The organism is Thioflexithrix psekupsensis (assembly GCF_002149925.1).
Classification (GTDB): Bacteria; Pseudomonadota; Gammaproteobacteria; order Beggiatoales; family Beggiatoaceae; genus Thioflexithrix; species Thioflexithrix psekupsensis.
Genome location: NZ_MSLT01000023.1, coordinates 579,529 through 599,349 on the forward strand (window position 1 = coordinate 579,529; position 19,821 = coordinate 599,349).

At 42.9% G+C, this 19,821-nt stretch carries 13 protein-coding genes; 5 read left to right on the forward strand and 8 right to left on the reverse strand.

Going from position 1 to position 19,821, the window contains the following annotated elements:
• Positions 1 to 1,788, forward strand: coding sequence for a succinate dehydrogenase flavoprotein subunit (gene sdhA / locus TPSD3_RS15150; RefSeq protein WP_086489374.1), 1,788 nt, complete (start codon positions 1 to 3; stop codon positions 1,786 to 1,788).
• A gap of 34 nt (positions 1,789 to 1,822) precedes the next feature.
• Positions 1,823 to 2,602: a succinate dehydrogenase iron-sulfur subunit gene (locus tag TPSD3_RS15155; RefSeq protein WP_086489375.1), complete on the forward strand. Its 780-nt coding sequence runs from the start codon at positions 1,823 to 1,825 to the stop codon at positions 2,600 to 2,602.
• A gap of 213 nt (positions 2,603 to 2,815) precedes the next feature.
• Here the strand turns inward: TPSD3_RS15155 and TPSD3_RS15160 are convergent, their stop codons facing one another.
• Positions 2,816 to 3,829, reverse strand: coding sequence for a ComEA family DNA-binding protein (locus TPSD3_RS15160; RefSeq protein ID WP_086489376.1), 1,014 nt, complete (start codon positions 3,827 to 3,829; stop codon positions 2,816 to 2,818).
• A gap of 295 nt (positions 3,830 to 4,124) precedes the next feature.
• Here TPSD3_RS15160 and TPSD3_RS15165 point away from each other — a divergent pair, with 295 nt between their 5' ends.
• Complete coding sequence (locus tag TPSD3_RS15165; protein ID WP_086489377.1) at positions 4,125 to 4,895, forward strand: SIR2 family NAD-dependent protein deacylase; 771 nt, start codon at positions 4,125 to 4,127, stop codon at positions 4,893 to 4,895.
• A gap of 15 nt (positions 4,896 to 4,910) precedes the next feature.
• Here TPSD3_RS15165 and TPSD3_RS15170 read toward each other — a convergent pair whose 3' ends face one another.
• The 7 genes from TPSD3_RS15170 to TPSD3_RS15200 all read right to left on the reverse strand — a co-directional run bounded on the left by TPSD3_RS15170 (position 4,911) and on the right by TPSD3_RS15200 (position 17,579).
• The gene (locus tag TPSD3_RS15170) at positions 4,911 to 5,822 is read right to left on the reverse strand and encodes a glycosyltransferase family 2 protein (protein WP_086489378.1); all 912 of its coding nucleotides are present in this window, start codon (positions 5,820 to 5,822) and stop codon (positions 4,911 to 4,913) included.
• 15 nt (positions 5,823 to 5,837) lie between these two features.
• The gene (gene rho / locus TPSD3_RS15175) at positions 5,838 to 7,094 is read right to left on the reverse strand and encodes a transcription termination factor Rho (RefSeq protein ID WP_086489379.1); all 1,257 of its coding nucleotides are present in this window, start codon (positions 7,092 to 7,094) and stop codon (positions 5,838 to 5,840) included.
• Between the two features lie 618 nt (positions 7,095 to 7,712).
• Positions 7,713 to 8,732 (reverse strand): ketol-acid reductoisomerase, encoded by a 1,020-nt coding sequence (ilvC, locus tag TPSD3_RS15180; protein WP_086489380.1) that lies wholly within the window; start codon positions 8,730 to 8,732, stop codon positions 7,713 to 7,715.
• Between the two features lie 79 nt (positions 8,733 to 8,811).
• On the reverse strand, positions 8,812 to 9,312 hold the full coding sequence (gene ilvN / locus TPSD3_RS15185; protein WP_086489381.1) for an acetolactate synthase small subunit: 501 nt from the start codon (positions 9,310 to 9,312) through the stop codon (positions 8,812 to 8,814).
• Positions 9,312 to 11,051, reverse strand: coding sequence for an acetolactate synthase 3 large subunit (locus TPSD3_RS15190; protein ID WP_086489382.1), 1,740 nt, complete (start codon positions 11,049 to 11,051; stop codon positions 9,312 to 9,314). The genes ilvN and TPSD3_RS15190 overlap by 1 nt, the downstream gene beginning before the upstream one ends.
• 158 nt (positions 11,052 to 11,209) lie before the next feature.
• Positions 11,210 to 14,383, reverse strand: a complete 3,174-nt coding sequence (locus TPSD3_RS15195) for a type ISP restriction/modification enzyme (RefSeq protein WP_086489383.1) — start codon at positions 14,381 to 14,383, stop codon at positions 11,210 to 11,212.
• A 19-nt stretch (positions 14,384 to 14,402) separates the two neighbouring features.
• On the reverse strand, positions 14,403 to 17,579 hold the full coding sequence (locus TPSD3_RS15200; RefSeq protein WP_086489384.1) for a type ISP restriction/modification enzyme: 3,177 nt from the start codon (positions 17,577 to 17,579) through the stop codon (positions 14,403 to 14,405).
• A gap of 254 nt (positions 17,580 to 17,833) precedes the next feature.
• On the opposite strand from TPSD3_RS15200, the gene purD reads away from it, so the two are divergent.
• Both purD and TPSD3_RS15215 read left to right on the forward strand, forming a co-directional pair.
• A complete protein-coding gene (gene purD, locus TPSD3_RS15210; RefSeq protein ID WP_086489386.1) occupies positions 17,834 to 19,129 on the forward strand; it encodes a phosphoribosylamine--glycine ligase in 1,296 nt (431 codons plus the stop codon).
• A 229-nt stretch (positions 19,130 to 19,358) separates the two neighbouring features.
• On the forward strand, positions 19,359 to 19,751 hold the full coding sequence (locus tag TPSD3_RS15215) for a diacylglycerol kinase (protein WP_086489387.1): 393 nt from the start codon (positions 19,359 to 19,361) through the stop codon (positions 19,749 to 19,751).
• Positions 19,752 to 19,821: the final 70 nt, after the last annotated feature.

Genomic DNA, 19,821 nt, shown 5'->3' on the forward strand with positions numbered 1-19,821 from the left:
GTGTCATCAAGCTATCCAATTATTGACCATACCTATGATGTTGTGGTTGTCGGTGCGGGTGGTGCGGGGTTACGCGCCACATTCGGTATGGCCGAGAAAAAATTAAAAACGGCCTGTTTAACCAAAGTTTTCCCCACACGCAGTCATACCGTAGCCGCACAAGGCGGAATGAGTGCTTCACTGGCTAACATGGGACCCGATAACTGGCGTTGGCACATGTATGATACGGTGAAAGGATCGGACTGGTTAGGCGATCAAGATGCGATTGAATACATGTGTCGGGAAGCCGTACCGGCGGTGATCGAATTAGAACATTATGGCGTTCCCTTTTCGCGTACCGAAGAAGGCAAAATTTATCAACGCCCTTTCGGTGGGATGACAACAAATTATGGTGAAGGCACCGCACAACGCACTTGTGCCGCCGCCGACCGCACCGGTCATGCCATTTTACATACTTTGTATCAGCAATCTTTAAAGCATCAAGCTGAATTTTTTATCGAATATTTTGCCTTAGATTTAATCATGGAAAACGGCGCGTGCCGCGGAGTCATGGCTTTAAACATGGCAGAGGGAACAATTCACCGTTTCCGTGCCAAAATGGTCGTACTGGCAACAGGCGGTTATGGCCGGGCTTATTTCTCTGCCACCTCCGCGCATACTTGTACCGGCGATGGCAACGCGATGGTATTGCGTGCGGGCTTACCTTTGCAGGATATGGAATTTGTGCAATTCCACCCGACAGGCATTTACGGTTCAGGCTGTTTGATTACCGAAGGCGTGCGCGGCGAAGGTGGATTTTTAACCAATGCCAAAGGCGAACGTTTTATGGAGCGTTACGCGCCCAATGCGAAAGATTTAGCTTCGCGTGACGTGGTCAGTCGTGCGATGACGATGGAAATTCGTGAAGGTCGTGGCGTGGGCAAACAAGCCGATCACATTCATCTGCATTTAGAACACTTGGGATCAGAAGTGATTCATGAGCGTTTGCCGGGTATTGCTGAAACGGCGCGTATTTTCGCAGGCGTTGATGTGACCAAAGAGCCTATTCCAGTGTTGCCTACCGTGCATTACAATATGGGAGGTATTCCAACCAATTATCACGGTGAAGTGGTGACATTGAAAGACGGTAATCCAGACAGCGTGGTGCCGGGATTAATGGCCATTGGCGAAGCGGCGTGTGTTTCAGTACACGGTGCAAATCGTTTGGGATCGAATTCTTTACTCGACATCGTGGTGTTTGGACGTGCGGCCGCGTTGCGTTGTGCGGAGTTGATTTCCTCAGGAGAACGCCACAAACCGTTGCCTGCCAATGCCGGTGATGAAGCTTTAGCCCGTTTGGATCGCTTACGTCATGCCAAAGGCAGCCGTCGCACCGCAGACATTCGTTTAGACATGCAACGCACCATGCAGAATGATGCTGCCGTATTCCGTACTGAAAGCAGTATGCAGCATGGCGTGGATGAAATGGCGAAAATTTATGATTCATTTGCCGATGTTCAAGTGTCGGATCGGTCATTGATTTGGAATTCAGATTTAATCGAAACCTTAGAATTAGACAATTTACGCGGACAAGCGGTGGTCACGATTAATTCGGCTTTAAATCGGAAAGAAAGCCGTGGCGGTCATGCCCGTGAAGATTACCCGGATCGAGACGATGATAATTGGATGAAGCACACTTTGGCGTGGATGGATGACAAGGGGCAAATCACCATTGACTACCGTCCCGTTCACATGAACACCTTAACGGACGAAGTAGAGCCATTCCCACCGAAAAAACGGGTTTACTAAGTCGATTCTGAATTGATGCTGAGGTTAAGAGATTATGGCTGATTTCAAATTACCCGCGAATTCTGTGGTTCGCGGAGGCAAAGTGTTCAAAAGTGACAGCGGCGCGAAAAACATCAAACAATTTAAGATTTACCGCTGGGACCCCGATACAGGAGAAAATCCACGACTCGACACCTACGAAGTCGATATGGATACGTGTGGGCCGATGGTGTTAGACGCGCTGATTAAGATTAAAAACGAAATCGATCCGACGTTGACCTTTAGACGCTCTTGTCGGGAAGGGATTTGTGGATCGTGTGCGATGAACATTGACGGTACAAATACGTTGGCGTGTACCAAAGCGATTGACACGGTCAAAGGCGATGTCGCGGTTTATCCGTTGCCGCACATGCACGTGGTAAAGGACTTAGTACCTGATTTAACGCACTTTTATGCCCAATATGCGTCGATCAAACCCTGGATGCAAACCCAAACCACGCCCCCACCTGATCGGGAAATGTTGCAATCTAAAGCGGATCGCAGTGAGTTAGATGGTTTGTACGAATGTATTTTGTGTGCGTGCTGTTCAACCAGTTGTCCGAGTTACTGGTGGAATGGGGATCGTTACTTAGGCCCTGCGATTTTATTGCAGGCTTACCGCTGGATTGCCGACAGTCGAGATGAGGCGACGGGTGAGCGTTTAGACGATTTAGAAGACCCATTTCGTCTTTACCGCTGCCATACCATTATGAATTGTACCAATACTTGCCCCAAAGGATTAAATCCTGCGGAAGCCATTGCGAAGATTAAAAAGTTAATGGTTGAGCGGCGTTAAGTTGTCGCGGTAATTGCGTTAATTGTCCCTCGTCTTTTTTGGAATAAAAGGAAGGCGGGGGATTTTTATTCATACTCCAAGATGAATAAATTTTTTTCACGCCAATTTGGCATTAGAAAAAAAACCCCTGCTCTATTTTCTAGCAGGGGTTTTGCTTATCCGAATCAAACAGTAATCTGTTGCGTTTTGCGTTTCATATTCAGATTCGCTCGTCTACTTGGATTCATACTTACCCATGGTTATCAGGTGGCGATTTCTATTTAGCCATGATTCAGAGATTCCCGGAACTCGGTATAGATCACCAACTGATTTAAAGAAACCATCACGCATGCGAGATCGCACAATTCTACCCGCTTTTTCGTTGTCGGTATCGTTCAATCTTGCGTCCAACGTTTCCGCATCAGCAGTATTAATGTTTACTAATTCAATTGTAGGTGTAGGCACAGATGTAGGTTTCACAGGTTTAAACTTTCTCGGATAATCGCGTACATACTCACCCACGGTGATCAGATGACGATTTCTGTTTAGCCATGATTTATGAATTCCCAAAACTTGGTATAGATCATCAACTGATTCAAAACGTCCATTCTTCATGCGATATCGCACAATCTCATCAGCTTGTTTGTTGGCGATAGCCAATTTTCTGACCAACGTTGGCACATCAGCAGTATTAATATTGACTAATCCATGTGTAGGCATTACACCCACATCTACGAACCCCACGGTGATCAGGTGACGATTTCTGTTTAGCCATGATTTATGAATTCCCAAAACTTGGTATAGATCATCAACTGATTCAAAACGTCCATTCTCCATGCGATATTGCACAATTCTATCAGCTTGTCTATCGTCGATAGCCAATCCTCTGACCAACGTTTCTGCATCAGCAGTATTAATATTTACTAATCCAGGTTCACTCACATATTCAGGCTCATCCACATATTCAGGTTCACTCACGTATTCTGTCTCACCCACAGTCATCAGATGGCGATTTTCATCTATCCACGTTTGACAAATGCCGAAAAGACGCAGATCATCAACTGATCTAAAAGGACGAGATCGCACAATTCTGTCAGCTTGTCTCTTGTCGATACCAGCCAATCTTTCGACCAACGTTTCCGCATCAGCGGTATTAATATTTACTGTCTCATCAGCAAATACATTCCACTGAATTCCCCAAAGTCCCAATACCAAAAATAATATCAACTCGCGTTTCAACATCATCATTATCCTTAGCAATAAAATAGGTATACGTTACTATACGCCACAAATACTTGATCATCGTTTAGACCTTTTTCCTATTTTAAGTCCTCTACGTGTGATCTACTTTATTGCTACAACTGTAGAAAAACGAATGGGCTTATGCAAGTTAATTTAGTTAATAGTCTGGAAAAATCCATCAAATTGCCTTATTCGCAACAGACAAAAGCGTAATTTTTGTATTTTTCAAAAAATAGAGGATAATAGAGAAACGCATAACATTTTATATGTGAAATCTGACAAGCGAAATTCGAGGCATTCAATGAATACAGCGACGTTGCACAAAGTAGCACAACACATGGCGCAAGCTGAACGTGTGCTATTTATCACTGGGGCGGGTATGTCGGCAGATTCGGGATTGCCCACATATCGAGGTATTGGCGGCTTGTATAATGGGCGTTTGACGGCACATCACATTCCCATTGAAGTGGCTTTATCAGGGCAAATGCTTCTTACTTCGCCTGAAGTCACTTGGCAATATTTGTACGAAATTGAACAGGCCTGCCGCGGAGCTTCTTACAACCGCGGACACGAAATTATTAAAGAAATTCAAGAATATATCCCTGATACATGGATTTTAACCCAAAATATTGACGGTTTTCATCGCCAAGTGGGTTGCGAAAAATTGATCGAAATTCATGGACGATTGTACGATTTATTTTGCACTTATTGCGATTATAAAGTGACCGTAGAAAATTATCTTCATCTACACATTCCCCCAAAATGCCCAAAATGTGGTCATTTAGTGCGGCCGGACGTGGTTTTGTTTGGTGAAATGCTGCCCAGTTCTGCTTTATCGGTGCTGACCAAACAATTAACAAAAGGGTTTGATATGGTATTTAGTATTGGCACTACCAGTGTATTTCCTTACATTTCAGCCCCCGTACAAATGGCACGGCAACAAAAACGAATCACCGTTGAAATCAATCCAAGTACCACTGAAGTCAGTCATTTGGTCGATTATCGTCTTGTCGGCGGCGCAACCGACATGTTGACGCAATTGTGGCAACAGATGAACGACAACGGATTGTAAAAACACTGAATTCGCCTACAAAACAAGCGCGTTAAACCAGCGACGCACACTCAGCGGAACAGCCAGCAAACCAAAACGCAACCACACCGCTGTGGCCACTCCCCAGTATAAAACCAATGGGTAACGCTGCCGAAAGAATTTTTTATAAAAACGAATCATGCCGCGATGTTTATACCACAATACCCGCAGCGGTTCGCGCTGACTGCACGCGCCTTTGATATGCACAATATTGATGTGGGGAATAAATAAAATCGGCCAACCCGCCTCGCCAAAACGCATAAACCAGTCTAAATCTTCACAGTGTAGAAAATACTGTTCATCCATCAATCCCACCTGCAACACCGCTTCCTGTCGTACGACCATGCACGCGCCAGAAATGCCTTCAATGGCGACGGGTTGGCTGGGGAGCGGATGTTCAGTGAGAACAAAATTGTCAAAACGCGACTGCTGGGGAAACCAACGGTTTAAATGCAGCACTCTCACCAAAGCGCGCCAAGGGCTAGGAATGGCACGGCGACAGCCGGCTTGTTCTGTGCCGTCGGGATTGCGCACCAAACCACCGGCCATGCCATAGGTACGGTATTGTTCTTGGTCTAACACCGCACAAAATTGTTGCAAAGTATCCGCTTGCAACAAACAATCAGGATTTAACACCACAGAATAATCCGTCTCCACCTGCGATAACACCTGATTCACCGCGGCGGCAAAGCCGCGATTTTCACTGTTTTGTATCACTGTTATGGGTGCGTCGGGCGGCAACTGCTGGGTTAATATGGAAATACTCTGATCCACAGAAGCATTGTCAACCACGTAAATCCAAATGGGTATCGTCGATAATAATACGCTTTGCACACATTCGGTCAACAAAGCCCCACCATTGTAATTGACAATAATCACCGACACGCGCACGGGAGAAGTACAACTCATGGCATTTAACCGATTTTAGCGTTTCATTGAATCGAAAAATTCATTGTTGGTTTTGGTGATTTTCAAGCGATCCAATAAAAACTCCATCGCGGCCACTTCTTCCATTGGATTAAGAATTTTGCGCAGAATCCACATTTTTTGTAATTCTTCGGGGGTAGTGAGCAGTTCTTCGCGGCGGGTGCCGGAGCGGTTGATGTGGATGGCGGGGTAAATTCGTTTTTCGCTGATTTTGCGGTCTAAATGAATTTCGTTGTTGCCGGTGCCTTTGAACTCTTCGTAGATTACATCGTCCATCCGCGATCCCGTGTCAATCAAGGCCGTGGCAATAATGGTTAAACTGCCGCCTTCTTCGATATTACGCGCTGCGCCAAAAAAGCGTTTGGGACGGTGTAATGCGTTGGCATCCACGCCCCCCGTCAACACTTTACCCGATGAGGGAACAACGGTATTGTAAGCGCGTGCCAAACGGGTAATAGAATCTAATAAAATCACCACATCTCGCTTATGTTCGACCAAACGCTTGGCTTTTTCGATCACCATTTCAGCCACTTGTACGTGACGAGTGGCGGGTTCATCAAAGGTACTAGAAATCACCTCTCCGCGTACGGAACGCGCCATTTCAGTCACTTCTTCTGGACGCTCATCAATTAATAATACAATAAGATAGCATTCTGGATGATTCACGGCGATGGAGTGAGCGATGTTTTGTAACATCATGGTTTTACCCGATTTGGGCGGCGACACAATCAGCCCCCGTTGTCCTTTGCCTAAAGGCGCGGAAAGATCGATGACGCGGGGAGTCAAATCTTCTGTACTGCCGTTGCCTAATTCTAATTGAAAGCGTTCTGTGGGGAAGAGAGGCGTGAGATTTTCAAAAAGGACTTTATTGCGGGCTTGTTCGGGCGATTCAAAATTAATTTCGCTGACTTTGAGCAGAGCAAAATAACGTTCTCCTTCTTTGGGAGGGCGAATTTTGCCTGAAATGGTGTCACCTGTGCGTAAGTTAAAACGTCGAATTTGACTGGGCGAGACGTAAATGTCGTCGGGGCCTGCCAAATAAGAACTGTCGGCAGAGCGCAGAAAGCCAAAGCCATCTTGTAAAATTTCTAATACGCCATCGCCAAAAATATCTTCACCTTTTTTGGCGTGGGCTTTGAGTAGGGCGAAGATAACATCTTGTTTACGGGCGCGGGCAGTGCCTTCTAATCCCATTTCTTGGGCTAAATCGATAATTTCGGCGGCAGATTGTTTTTTCAGTTCAGTTAGATTCATGGCGTTTACGATAGGATTGAATAGCGTAGAGTGGTGAGGTCATAGGAGATAAGCCGCAAGTGGGTACGTAAGTCTATCTCGACCATAGGTCGGACAGCACATTGGAGAAGGCGACCACTTGGGTTTGGAAAACACACAGTCAACATGGATTTTATGCGATAAATCAAAGGGTTTTAACGGTCAATGGGTCAGTCGCGTCTGATAGCAGAGTCGGGCGAGGTTGAGAACTCGTCGGGATGTCTATTGGCGGTGATGGCTATTGAAGCGGTCGGGTTTCGGTTAGGCAAGAAGCGCGGCCGAAATGATCAGGTTTTATTTAACGGGTTTAAGGAGTCGTTGGACGCGATTTTGAGATTTTGACGTTATGTGGTTTGAAACTGATGGGGTTTGACGGCGGTTTGTTACGGTCATCAACGACAAGTCATTCACAGCCTAGCATAGATGAGCGGGGATGTCTAGTGTTTGCGGGGAAATCAGCTCTCTCAATTTAAACCCTACCCAATGACTCAAGAATTAGATCAAGAGTGCGTTTTAGACATAAAATAGGGTATTTTTAGAAACAGGTTCGCAAGCAATCACTGCTTACGAACCCATTTTCACCCAAAAAACTAAAACAATTTAGTTTTTCTCACGATCCACTAATTTATTGGCTTTAATCCACGGCATCATGCTGCGCAAACGTTCACCGACCACTTCGATCTGATGTTCACGGGCAATGCGACGCTTGGCTTTTAAAGTCGCAGTGCCAGCTTGGTTTTCTAAAATAAATTCACGGGCAAATTCGCCTGTTTGAATTTCTTTTAAAATCTTACGCATTTCCGCTTTAGTTTCATCGTTAATAATGCGCGGGCCGCGAGTAATGTCGCCATATTCGGCCGTGTTAGAAATCGAATAACGCATATTGGCAATGCCGCCTTCATACATTAAATCGACAATTAACTTTAATTCATGCAAACATTCAAAATAAGCCATTTCAGGCGCATAACCCGCTTCGACTAAGGTTTCAAATCCCGCTTGTACTAAAGCCGTTGCTCCACCGCATAACACCGCTTGTTCACCGAATAAATCCGTTTCTGTTTCTTCTCTGAAACTGGTTTCAATTACGCCTGCGCGGCCGCCGCCATTGGCACTGGCATAAGACAATGCAAGATCAAACGCCTTACCCGACGCATTTTGATAAATCGCAATTAAACTCGGCACGCCGCCGCCATTCACATACGTCGAACGCACCAAATGCCCCGGTCCTTTAGGCGCGATCATGATCACGTCTAAATCTTCATGCGGTTGAATTTGCTCAAAATGAATGTTAAAACCATGCGCAAACGCCACCGCAGCACCCGGACGAATATGCGGCGCAATGCTGTCGTTGTACAAACGCGCTTGATGCTCGTCTGGAGCTAAAATCATCACCACATCCGCCCAAGCAGCGGCTTCTTCGACGGTTTTCACGGTTAAACCCGCTTTTTGCGCCTTGTGCGCCGAACCTGAACCCGCACGCAAGCCGACCACCACTTCTACGCCCGAATCTTTCAAATTATTCGCATGGGCGTGTCCTTGAGAACCGTAGCCAATAATCGCTACTTTCTTGCTTCTAATCAGCGATAAATCCGCATCTTTATCGTAATAAACATTTAACAAAGTTTTATCTCCCAATAAGGTGTCTGTTTAATGGGCGCAATCAATAACTATTGCACCCTTTTTTTTCGCCGCATTAAGGTTAGGCTTGCAGGCTCTTATTGCCGCGTCCAATCCCCGATACGCCCGTGCGTACCACTTCGATAATTAAAGACTCTTCCAATGCTTTAATAAACGCATCGATTTTGTCCCGTGGCCCTGTTAATTCGATGGTGTAATTATTGTCGGCCACATCGATAATTCGGCCGCGAAAAATGTCCGCTAATCGCTTCACTTCTTCGCGTTGATGATTAGAACCCGCTTTGACCTTGATCAGCATCAATTCGCGTTCAATATGTTGACCTTCGGTTAAATCGATCAACTTGATCACATCAACTAACTTGTTGAGTTGCTTCGTGATTTGCTCAATAATCCCATCAGAACCGCTAGTAACTAAAGTCATACGCGACATCGACGGGTCTTCCGTGGGCGCGACGGTCAACGATTCAATATTGTAACCGCGAGCGGAAAATAAACCCGCAACCCGCGATAAAGCACCCGCTTCATTTTCCAATAAAATTGAGATTGTGTGACGACGCACCATTATGCTAACTCCCGATCTGGCCCTAAAAACATCTCATGTTGACCCTTGCCCGCAGCCACCATAGGATAAACGTTTTCGGTTTGGTCTGTAATAAAGTCTAAGAATACCAAGCGATCGGTAATGGCAAAGGCTTCGCGTAATGCAGATTCTACATCATCGCGGTTTTCAATGCGCATTCCAATGTGGCCGTAACTCTCCGCTAATTTGACAAAATCGGGCAGTGCGTCCATATACGAGTGAGAATAGCGTTTATTATAAAACATCTCTTGCCACTGCCGCACCATACCCATATAGCGGTTGTTCAAATTGACAATTTTAATGGGCAGGTCGTATTGTTTGCAGGTGGATAATTCCTGAATACACATCTGAATACTGGCTTCACCAGTGATACATGCTACTGTGGCTTCAGGATACGCCAAACGCACGCCCATCGCCGACGGTAAACCAAAGCCCATCGTGCCTAATCCACCCGAATTGATCCAACGACGCGGTTTGTCGAATTTGTAAAATTGCGCCGCCCACATCTGATGTTGTCCTACATCAGAAGTAATAAAGGCATCGCCTTGTGTGATTTCGTATAGTTTTTCAATCACATATTGCGGTTTAATCAAGGCACTGTTGCGATCATAGGACAGGCAATTTTTGGCACGCCAGACATTAATCTGATCCCACCAGGTTTTTAAGGCGTGTTCATCAGGTTTGCGTCCACTTTCTTCCAATAAACCAATGAGTTCCCGCAACACATTATTCACATTCCCAACAATGGGAATTTGTACGGGGACATTTTTGGAAATCGAAGACGGATCAATGTCAATATGCACAATTTTGGCGTAAGGACAGAATTTTTCCAAATCGCCCGTGACTCGATCATCAAAACGCGCCCCAATAGCAATTAATACATCGCATTCGTGCATGGCCATGTTGGCTTCGTAAGTGCCGTGCATTCCTAACATGCCCACATATTGCGGATCGGTGGCAGGATACGCACCTAAACCCATTAACGTTAATGTAATCGGATAGCCCAGAAAACGAGTAAATTGGGTCAAACTCTCCGCGGCATTGCCCAAAACCGCACCGCCGCCCGTGTAAATCATAGGACGCTTGGCCGATAGAATTAAATCAGCCGCTTTACGAATTTGTCCCAAATGTCCTACACTAACAGGTTTATAAGAGCGCATTTCTACCGTGTCGGGGTAGTGAAATGCGGTGCTGTGTGCGGTGATGTCTTTGGGAATGTCAACCACAACAGGCCCCGGACGGCCAGTGGTGGCTACGTAAAATGCTTGTTTCAAAGTTACCGCTAAGTCTTTGACATCTTTAACTAAAAAGTTGTGTTTGACACAAGGGCGCGTGATGCCGACAGAGTCCACTTCTTGGAATGCGTCATTGCCAATTAAGTGGGTGGGAACTTGGCCGGTGATGACTACCATAGGAATTGAATCCATGTAGGCTGTGGCGATACCTGTCACGGCGTTGGTGGCACCGGGACCTGAAGTCACCAATACCACGCCCGGTTTTCCCGTCGCACGAGCGTAGCCGTCGGCGGCATGAGTTGCGCCTTGTTCGTGCCGTACAAGAATGTGTTGCACGCCAGAGGGTTGTTTAAATAGGGCATCATAGATGTGGAGGACGGAGCCGCCGGGATAGCCGAAGACGAATTCCACGCCTTCTGCGGCCAGACATCGGACTACTATTTCTGCACCTGTTAAGATTTCTGTTTCTGTATTGGCCATATTCATTGCGTGTCGGCCCCCCTCACTGAGACGATAATGGGTAAAAAAATACGGGATATGCTTACAAGCGGCATGTACCCGCAGTAAAGCAAACTTACTAAGCTATCAATTGATATAAAGTTCGTCAAGTAGAATTTTGGGATTCCAGCCACTTATATAAAAAATTACTCCACAGGAAAACTCAATATTGCATCAATCTCCGCCATTAATGCAATCGTGCGTTTAATGGCAGCGAGAATGTAAAGATAATGGTTAATCTCATCAAAATTTAAGCGGTGTCCTTTGCAGTCTTTTAACCATTTTTGACACACTTGATAACCACCAATATAAAAATGCCATACGTCTTCACTGATGCCATCAAAATATTGCTTGGCATTAATAAAAACTTGACCGTCTTTATAGACGATTTTATCCACCATATTATCGCCATCAATAGGATAACCATTATCACCATCTAATGCCGCTTGCATTAAATGAATTTGTGCTAATTCATTTCCCAATTGCACCAATTGGCTAAACAATTCTCGATTGCTGGTTAAAGGCAAACGGGGGAAATCAATTTTTAAGAAACCCGCGTAACGTTCTCGATAAGTGGGGCTGTGAAAAACCGCGTACATATAAAAAAACACATCTTCAGCACTGACCGTTTTATTTAAATCACCACGCCCTTCGTCGATAAATTCAAGTTTTAAATTGCGTTCAATGTGAGTGATAAAATCAGGGTTAAAATTTGGTTTGCGTTGGCTATCAGATTCCGTTTTAAAAGCAGGAAATAAACCTTTTTCTTTGGTGGAATAAAGGTATAGAGGAAATAAGTAATTAATATCCAAAGAAGAAATAGCTGTTGAACCAGAAACTAACAAATCAGTCACAAAAAATGTACAATAAGAATCAGAACTTCGAGATCGTCTGATTGTAATTAAACCTAAATTATCTCCTATTAACATATGACGCATGACTTCAGAGCGTGGGCGACAAATAAAACCACGGCTATTACCTGTATAATAAGTGTATCTTTTATCAAAAGGACGATATAAAATAGGTTGCACCAATTCTCTATTTAGCCCGCTGTCGATAATATCTTTTTGAGCCGTATTAACCTTCCAATCTCTGGCATCTTTACCCAAGTCAAATCGTTGTCTGGCTTTCTCCGTTTCTAATGTCGCAAATTCACGAATAATTTGCATCATTGCGTCAGGAGTATTTTGAACCGCTAATTTATCCCGTGCAGTGACAATACCTACCGAATTAATCGGCATCATTTCAGTAATTTTCCAGCCTGCTTCATACTCTTGTTTTAAATCGATATTTTGCGGCACAAACATATAAAACGGCGCAGTCGGTTTAAGTTCCGTCCATTGCGTGCTGCTAATATCATGCGCATTCAAATAAGTATCTTTTGCCGCTCTATTTCCCCATAAATCGGCATGAAACACTTTAGCAGGACGTTGATATTCCTTTTTATGCTTAATAAAAATACCAATGCTCACGCCTTGCTGAATATCAAACACATTAACGTCTGGATTGCCTTCTGGCGTGCGTTCTCTTTTCTTACTATTACCGTGTAAATCTAATAAATAGATTTCGTTAAAATCCTGCATTAATGCTTGACGCATTCCACGAAAAGTGGGATTGTCTAAATAACCATGATTAGTAATAAATCCTAAAACACCATAACCCGTTCTCACAATGCGCCAATGTGCAAAACGAATAAATTTGACATAATCATCATTTAACCATTTTGGATTTCTTTCGCCTAATGGTTTGCCATCCACTTGAAAATAATTAGCCACCGCTGTTTCTTGAGAAAAACCTGTTAAAACGCCTTTTAATAATTGCGTTATCCATTCACCAAAATTAGCCGAATGTCCAGAATAAGGTGGATTGCCTAAAATCACCATCACAGGCGCATCTTGCTTAATTGCATTAGCCGCCGCCGCTTCATTGGCAAGCCATTGCGCCATTAAAGTTTTTTGATCGCCGTGTGGTTCATCTAGGGTATTGGTCAGAAATAATCGCAGACGTTCGTTGCTTTGAAAATCATAACCATATTCTTTTAATAACAGACCTAATTTCATGTGCGCCACGGTATAAGGTGCCATTAATAATTCAAACCCATATACCCGCGGTAATAAATGCTCAGACACATAACTAGACCATGCGCCTTTGACTTTAGCAAAACGCTCAAAGATTTTCATAATAACCGCATATAAAAAAGTGCCTGTTCCCGTCGCAGGATCAAGGATTTGCACTTTATGCACACCCGAATCTAAACGAGTATTGTCCGCTAAACCCTCTTTTAATTGGAATTGTTTTTTCAATATCAAATCCAATGAGCGCACAATATAATTCACTACTGATTCAGGTGTGTAATAAACTCCTCTCACTTCTCTTAATGCAGGATTATATTCCCGTAAAAAAGTTTCATAAAAATGCACAATCGGATCATTGCGTCCTGTGCGTTTGCTGAAATCTTCTAAAATCGCAGTAATATCAATGCGATTTAATACCGCAATTAAATGCTCCACTGCCCAAACCAATCGATCATCTAATTCAGAACCTGCAATTTGATTAAATAAATTGCGTAAAAAAGGATTGGTTTTTGGAACAAAAAAACCTGCGGTCATGCGATTAAAAGTTTGCGTTGATTCAGTACTGCATTTAGCCGCAAATAAACCATAACAAATCGTTTGCGCGTACATATCGGCAAATTCAGAAGCGGTTAAATTATCTAATAAAACTTCTCGAAAAGTCTCAAGTTGGGCTTGTAATAAGCCTTTATTCTTTTCTCTCAATTCATGTTGATAAGATTCTTCAATCACATGACAAATTAACCGCGCAATTCTAGCCATTTTCTTAGCTAATTGCTCCGAATCCCGCAAAGTAGCAACACGAGAAGTACGGAATAATTCCATAAGCGGAGTTAAATCCGCATTTTCGATGGGAATTAAGCGATTATTATTTTTATCGAAATTTGCCAATTTAACCGTTAATTCCGTGCGCAATTCGCCTTCAGTAAACCAGCGGAATTCTAAATAATCGGTTAAAATTAAATTTGACAGCGAATCACGATAACGTTTTAATTGCTCTGATTCGGCTAATTTAACCAAATCTTCGCCTATATCTTTGGCTTCAATATGTCCAATCGGTTCTTCACCTTTGATAATTTCAAAATCAGGCGCACCACACGCAATGCGCGTGGCTTCGTGAACCACTTGGCAATCGAATAATAACGTCTCTAATAAATGCTGCAATGCCATGCGATGGGTTAATTCTTTGGCTTTGCCAGTGGTTAAATTGGCTTGTAATTTGGCGAGATAGGTTTCAATTAGGGTCATGGGATTTATCCTTAAAAAATTACTCCACAGGAAAACTCAATATTGCATCAATCTCCGCCATTAATGCAATCGTGCGTTTAATGGCAGCGAGAATGTAAAGATAATGGTTAATCTCATCAAAATTTAAGCGGTGTCCTTTGCGGTCTTTTAACCATTTTTGACACACTTGATAACCACCAATATAAAAATGCCATACGTCTTCACTGATGCCATCAAAATATTGCTTGGCATTAATAAAAACTTGACCGTCTTTATAGACGATTTTATCCACCATATTATCGCCATCAATAGGATAACCATTATCACCATCTAATGCCGCTTGCATTAAATGAATTTGTGCTAATTCATTTCCCAATTGCACCAATTGGCTAAACAATTCTCGATTGCTGGTTAAAGGCAAACGGGGGAAATCAATTTTTAAGAAACCCGCGTAACGTTCTCGATAAGTGGGGCTGTTGAGAATAGCGTAGATATAATTAAAAATATCTAATGCGCCCATTGTTTCAATTAAATCGCCTTGATCTTCAGCGATAAAGAGCAGTTTTAATTGAGACTCTAATTGTTTTATTAATTGTGGAGAGAAATTAGCCGTTTTAGGTATAGTTTTAGATTCTCCATTGTAGTGTCCATTAATAAATTTATCTTTCTTAGAAGGATATAAATAAAGAGGGAAAACATAACTTCCACCCTTATTGCTTAAAGTGGTTCTAAAATCGACTAAAATATCGGACAGCAAAGCATGAGTAAAAATGCCTTCTGCTACTTGGCGAACAGAAATTAAACCGATGTTGTTTTCTCTCACAACATGTTCCATCACTCCACGGCGCGGTCTGCAAATAAAACCACAGTCATTACCTGTATAATAAGTGTATCTTTTATCAAAAGGACGATATAAAATAGGTTGCACCAATTCTCTATTTAGCCCGCTGTCGATAATATCTTTTTGAGCCGTATTAACCTTCCAATCTCTGGCATCTTTACCCAAGTCAAATCGTTGTCTGGCTTTCTCCGTTTCTAATGTCGCAAATTCACGAATAATTTGCATCATTGCGTCAGGAGTATTTTGAACCGCTAATTTATCCCGTGCAGTGACAATACCTACCGAATTAATCGGCATCATTTCAGTAATTTTCCAGCCTGCTTCATACTCTTGTTTTAAATCGATATTTTGCGGCACAAACATATAAAACGGCGCAGTCGGTTTAAGTTCCGTCCATTGCGTGCTGCTAATATCATGCGCATTCAAATAAGTATCTTTTGCCGCTCTATTTCCCCATAAATCGGCATGAAACACTTTAGCAGGACGTTGATATTCCTTTTTATGCTTAATAAAAATACCAATGCTCACGCCTTGCTGAATATCAAACACATTAACGTCTGGATTGCCTTCTGGCGTGCGTTCTCTTTTCTTACTATTACCGTGTAAATCTAATAAATAGATTTCGTTAAAATCCTGCATTAATGCTTGACGCATTCCACGAAAAGTGGGATTGTCTAAATAACCATGATTAGTAATAAATCCTAAAACACCATAACCCGTTCTCACAATGCGCCAATGTGCAAAACGAATAAATTTGACATAATCATCATTTAACCATTTTGGATTTCTTTCGCCTAATGGTTTGCCATCCACTTGAAAATAATTAGCCACCGCTGTTTCTTGAGAAAAACCTGTTAAAACGCCTTTTAATAATTGCGTTATCCATTCACCAAAATTAGCCGAATGTCCAGAATAAGGTGGATTGCCTAAAATCACCATCACAGGCGCATCTTGCTTAATTGCATTAGCCGCCGCCGCTTCATTGGCAAGCCATTGCGCCATTAAAGTTTTTTGATCGCCGTGTGGTTCATCTAGGGTATTGGTCAGAAATAATCGCAGACGTTCGTTGCTTTGAAAATCATAACCATATTCTTTTAATAACAGACCTAATTTCATGTGCGCCACGGTATAAGGTGCCATTAATAATTCAAACCCATATACCCGCGGTAATAAATGCTCAGACACATAACTAGACCACGCGCCTTTGACTTTAGCAAAACGCTCAAAGATTTTCATAATAACCGCATATAAAAAAGTGCCTGTTCCCGTCGCAGGATCAAGGATTTGCACTTTATGCACACCCGAATCTAAACGAGTATTGTCCGCTAAACCCTCTTTTAATTGGAATTGTTTTTTCAATATCAAATCCAATGAGCGCACAATATAATTCACTACTGATTCAGGTGTGTAATAAACTCCTCTCACTTCTCTTAATGCAGGATTATATTCCCGTAAAAAAGTTTCATAAAAATGCACAATCGGATCATTGCGTCCTGTGCGTTTGCTGAAATCTTCTAAAATCGCAGTAATATCAATGCGATTTAATACCGCAATTAAATGCTCCACTGCCCAAACCAATCGATCATCTAATTCAGAACCTGCAATTTGATTAAATAAATTGCGTAAAAAAGGATTGGTTTTTGGAACAAAAAAACCTGCGGTCATGCGATTAAAAGTTTGCGTTGATTCAGTACTGCATTTAGCCGCAAATAAACCATAACAAATCGTTTGCGCGTACATATCGGCAAATTCAGAAGCGGTTAAATTATCTAATAAAACTTCTCGAAAAGTCTCAAGTTGGGCTTGTAATAAGCCTTTATTCTTTTCTCTCAATTCATGTTGATAAGATTCTTCAATCACATGACAAATTAACCGCGCAATTCTAGCCATTTTCTTAGCTAATTGCTCCGAATCCCGCAAAGTAGCAACACGAGAAGTACGGAATAATTCCATAAGCGGAGTTAAATCCGCATTTTCGATGGGAATTAAGCGATTATTATTTTTATCGAAATTTGCCAATTTAACCGTTAATTCCGTGCGCAATTCGCCTTCAGTAAACCAGCGGAATTCTAAATAATCGGTTAAAATTAAATTTGACAGCGAATCACGATAACGTTTTAATTGCTCTGATTCGGCTAATTTAACCAAATCTTCGCCTATATCTTTGGCTTCAATATGTCCAATCGGTTCTTCACCTTTGATAATTTCAAAATCAGGCGCACCACACGCAATGCGCGTGGCTTCGTGAACCACTTGGCAATCGAATAATAACGTCTCTAATAAATGCTGCAATGCCATGCGATGGGTTAATTCTTTGGCTTTGCCAGTGGTTAAATTGGCTTGTAACTTTTCTAAATAAATTTCAATAGGAGTCATGGTGGAATTTGGGCTTCATGAAAAAAGGAAAAAGATAAATTATACAGGCAAAAAACAACATATCCATACGACTGATGTATTTTTTTATTCTCACTTGAGAAACAAGAAAAAATTATTTTTATCGCTTTTTAATTTCTTTTTTTATGCCTCTTTACCCTGCCGTTATCAACCGTTAAAATTCAAGCTCAATAAGCCATTTCATTGGCAAACAAAAGATACTATTTTATTTCTCACCTATGGAGTGCTTAATCAATATGAAAATACTCATTATTGGCGGAGGTGGCCGTGAACACGCACTGGCTTGGAAAATGGCGCAATCCCCTAAAGTACAACATGTTTACGTTGCGCCCGGCAACGCAGGAACGGCAATGGAGGAGCGTGTCAGCAATGTCGCCATTACCGCAAATCAGTTGGAAGCCTTACGTGATTTTGCTCAACAGCAAGCGATTGATTTAACAGTGGTTGGGCCGGAAGTACCGCTGGTTGCGGGAATTGTAGACTTATTTCAAGCATCTGGATTACGCTGTTTCGGCCCAAGTCGGGCTGCGGCGCAATTGGAAGGATCAAAAGCGTTTACAAAAGATTTTTTAGCGCGTCACGGTATTCCTACTGCGGCTTACCAAACGTTTACCGATGTGGATTTAGCGGTGGCGTGGATTCAACAGCACGGCGCGCCGCTGGTGGTAAAAGCCGATGGTTTGGCGGCGGGCAAAGGCGTAATCATTGCGCATACGGAACAGGAAGCCATCAGTGCAGTACAAGACATGTTAGCGGGTAATGTGTTTGGTGATGCGGGGCATCGCGTTGTATTAGAAGCGTTTTTAATGGGGGAAGAAGCCAGTTTTATTTGCATGGTTGATGGTGAACACATTTTGCCCATGGCCACCTCGCAAGATCACAAAGCCCGTGATGACGGTGATCAAGGGCCTAATACAGGTGGTATGGGGGCGTATTCGCCTGCGCCTGTGGTTACGCCAGAAATTCATGAACGTATTTTAAAAGAGGTCATTGAACCGACAGTGCGCGGTATGGCGGCGGAAGGTAATCGTTATACTGGATTTTTGTATGCGGGAGTGATGATCGATGCGACGGGAACACCTTATGTTTTAGAGTACAATTGTCGTTTTGGCGATCCTGAAACGCAACCAATCATGTTACGTTTAAATGCTGATTTGGTTGAATTGTGTTTCGCGGCATTGGAGGGGAAACTGGATCAAGTGCAAGCCGTTTGGGATACGCGAGCGGCATTAGGTGTGGTCATGGCAGCGGGCGGTTATCCCAATCAATACGCCAGTGGCGCACCCATCGAGGGATTGACCGAAGGTGATACACCAGATTGTAAAGTATTTCATGCAGGAACGGCGATTACGCCCATAGGAGATGTGGTGACAGCGGGAGGTCGTGTATTATGTGTGTGCGCCTTAGGAGAATCGGTGGCCGCAGCACAACAGCGCGCTTATGCGCGAATTCAACAGATTCATTGGACTGATGCGTATTATCGCAAAGACATTGGCTATCGTGCTGTAGCGCGTGAACGCGCTTCAAAATAAAAAATAGTTGAATCAACAAGATAGCTAAATTAACGGTGCGCCAGCGTGCAACCGTCACCTGACGCACCTACCGTGTTCAGATTGGGTAGGAACAACCTGATCACACGGTTAATTCAGCTATCGCAAAAATGATACCAAAAATCATTAGAATGTACCATTGGCTTTTTTCTGTCAGCATTTTTTTGCTGACTGTTAAAAAAACTCACCACCACTTTTGAGATTGTTAATTATGCAAAATAAATTTTTAGGAACAGGGCAGGCGGGATTTCATCCTTTACGCAAAATTAAAGTGATTATTTCTGGGTTATATTTCGCGGTTATTACTGATTTTAGTGTGGCTTATAAGTTGGTGCTGTCTATTTTGTTTTTAATCGCGGCATTTTATTTACGGCGATGGGTTGATTTTGAGATTTTATTATTAGCCACTGCATTGGTATTGATGGCAGAAATGTTTAATACGACTGTGGAGGCTTTGTGTGATTTTGTCGAGACGCAACACAATGAAAAAATAAGAATTATCAAGGACATTGCGGCTGCGGCAACGGGAGTTGCCATATTGGTTTGGTTTGTTGTGTTGTCGATAGAATTGCTGCGTTTATGGCGTTTTTTTATCGATTCGTAATAGTTTAAATCTGAATCTGAATTTTTAAAAATTCATCTGAAAATTTAAAGTCAGATAGATTCAGATTCAG

Excerpts from the sequence above, each read along its gene's own strand:
- TPSD3_RS15215 (WP_086489387.1), top strand. The coding sequence starts at position 19,359 with ATGCAAAATAAATTTTTAGGAACAGGGCAGGCGGGATTTCATCCTTTA.
- TPSD3_RS15165 (WP_086489377.1), top strand. The coding sequence starts at position 4,125 with ATGAATACAGCGACGTTGCACAAAGTAGCACAACACATGGCGCAAGCT.
- ilvN (WP_086489381.1), bottom strand. The coding sequence starts at position 9,312 with ATGGTGCGTCGTCACACAATCTCAATTTTATTGGAAAATGAAGCGGGT.
- purD (WP_086489386.1), top strand. The coding sequence starts at position 17,834 with ATGAAAATACTCATTATTGGCGGAGGTGGCCGTGAACACGCACTGGCT.
- TPSD3_RS15160 (WP_086489376.1), bottom strand. The coding sequence starts at position 3,829 with ATGATGATGTTGAAACGCGAGTTGATATTATTTTTGGTATTGGGACTT.
- TPSD3_RS15190 (WP_086489382.1), bottom strand. The coding sequence starts at position 11,051 with ATGAATATGGCCAATACAGAAACAGAAATCTTAACAGGTGCAGAAATA.
- TPSD3_RS15170 (WP_086489378.1), bottom strand. The coding sequence starts at position 5,822 with ATGAGTTGTACTTCTCCCGTGCGCGTGTCGGTGATTATTGTCAATTAC.
- TPSD3_RS15200 (WP_086489384.1), bottom strand. The coding sequence starts at position 17,579 with ATGACTCCTATTGAAATTTATTTAGAAAAGTTACAAGCCAATTTAACC.
- TPSD3_RS15195 (WP_086489383.1), bottom strand. The coding sequence starts at position 14,383 with ATGACCCTAATTGAAACCTATCTCGCCAAATTACAAGCCAATTTAACC.
- TPSD3_RS15155 (WP_086489375.1), top strand. The coding sequence starts at position 1,823 with ATGGCTGATTTCAAATTACCCGCGAATTCTGTGGTTCGCGGAGGCAAA.
- rho (WP_086489379.1), bottom strand. The coding sequence starts at position 7,094 with ATGAATCTAACTGAACTGAAAAAACAATCTGCCGCCGAAATTATCGAT.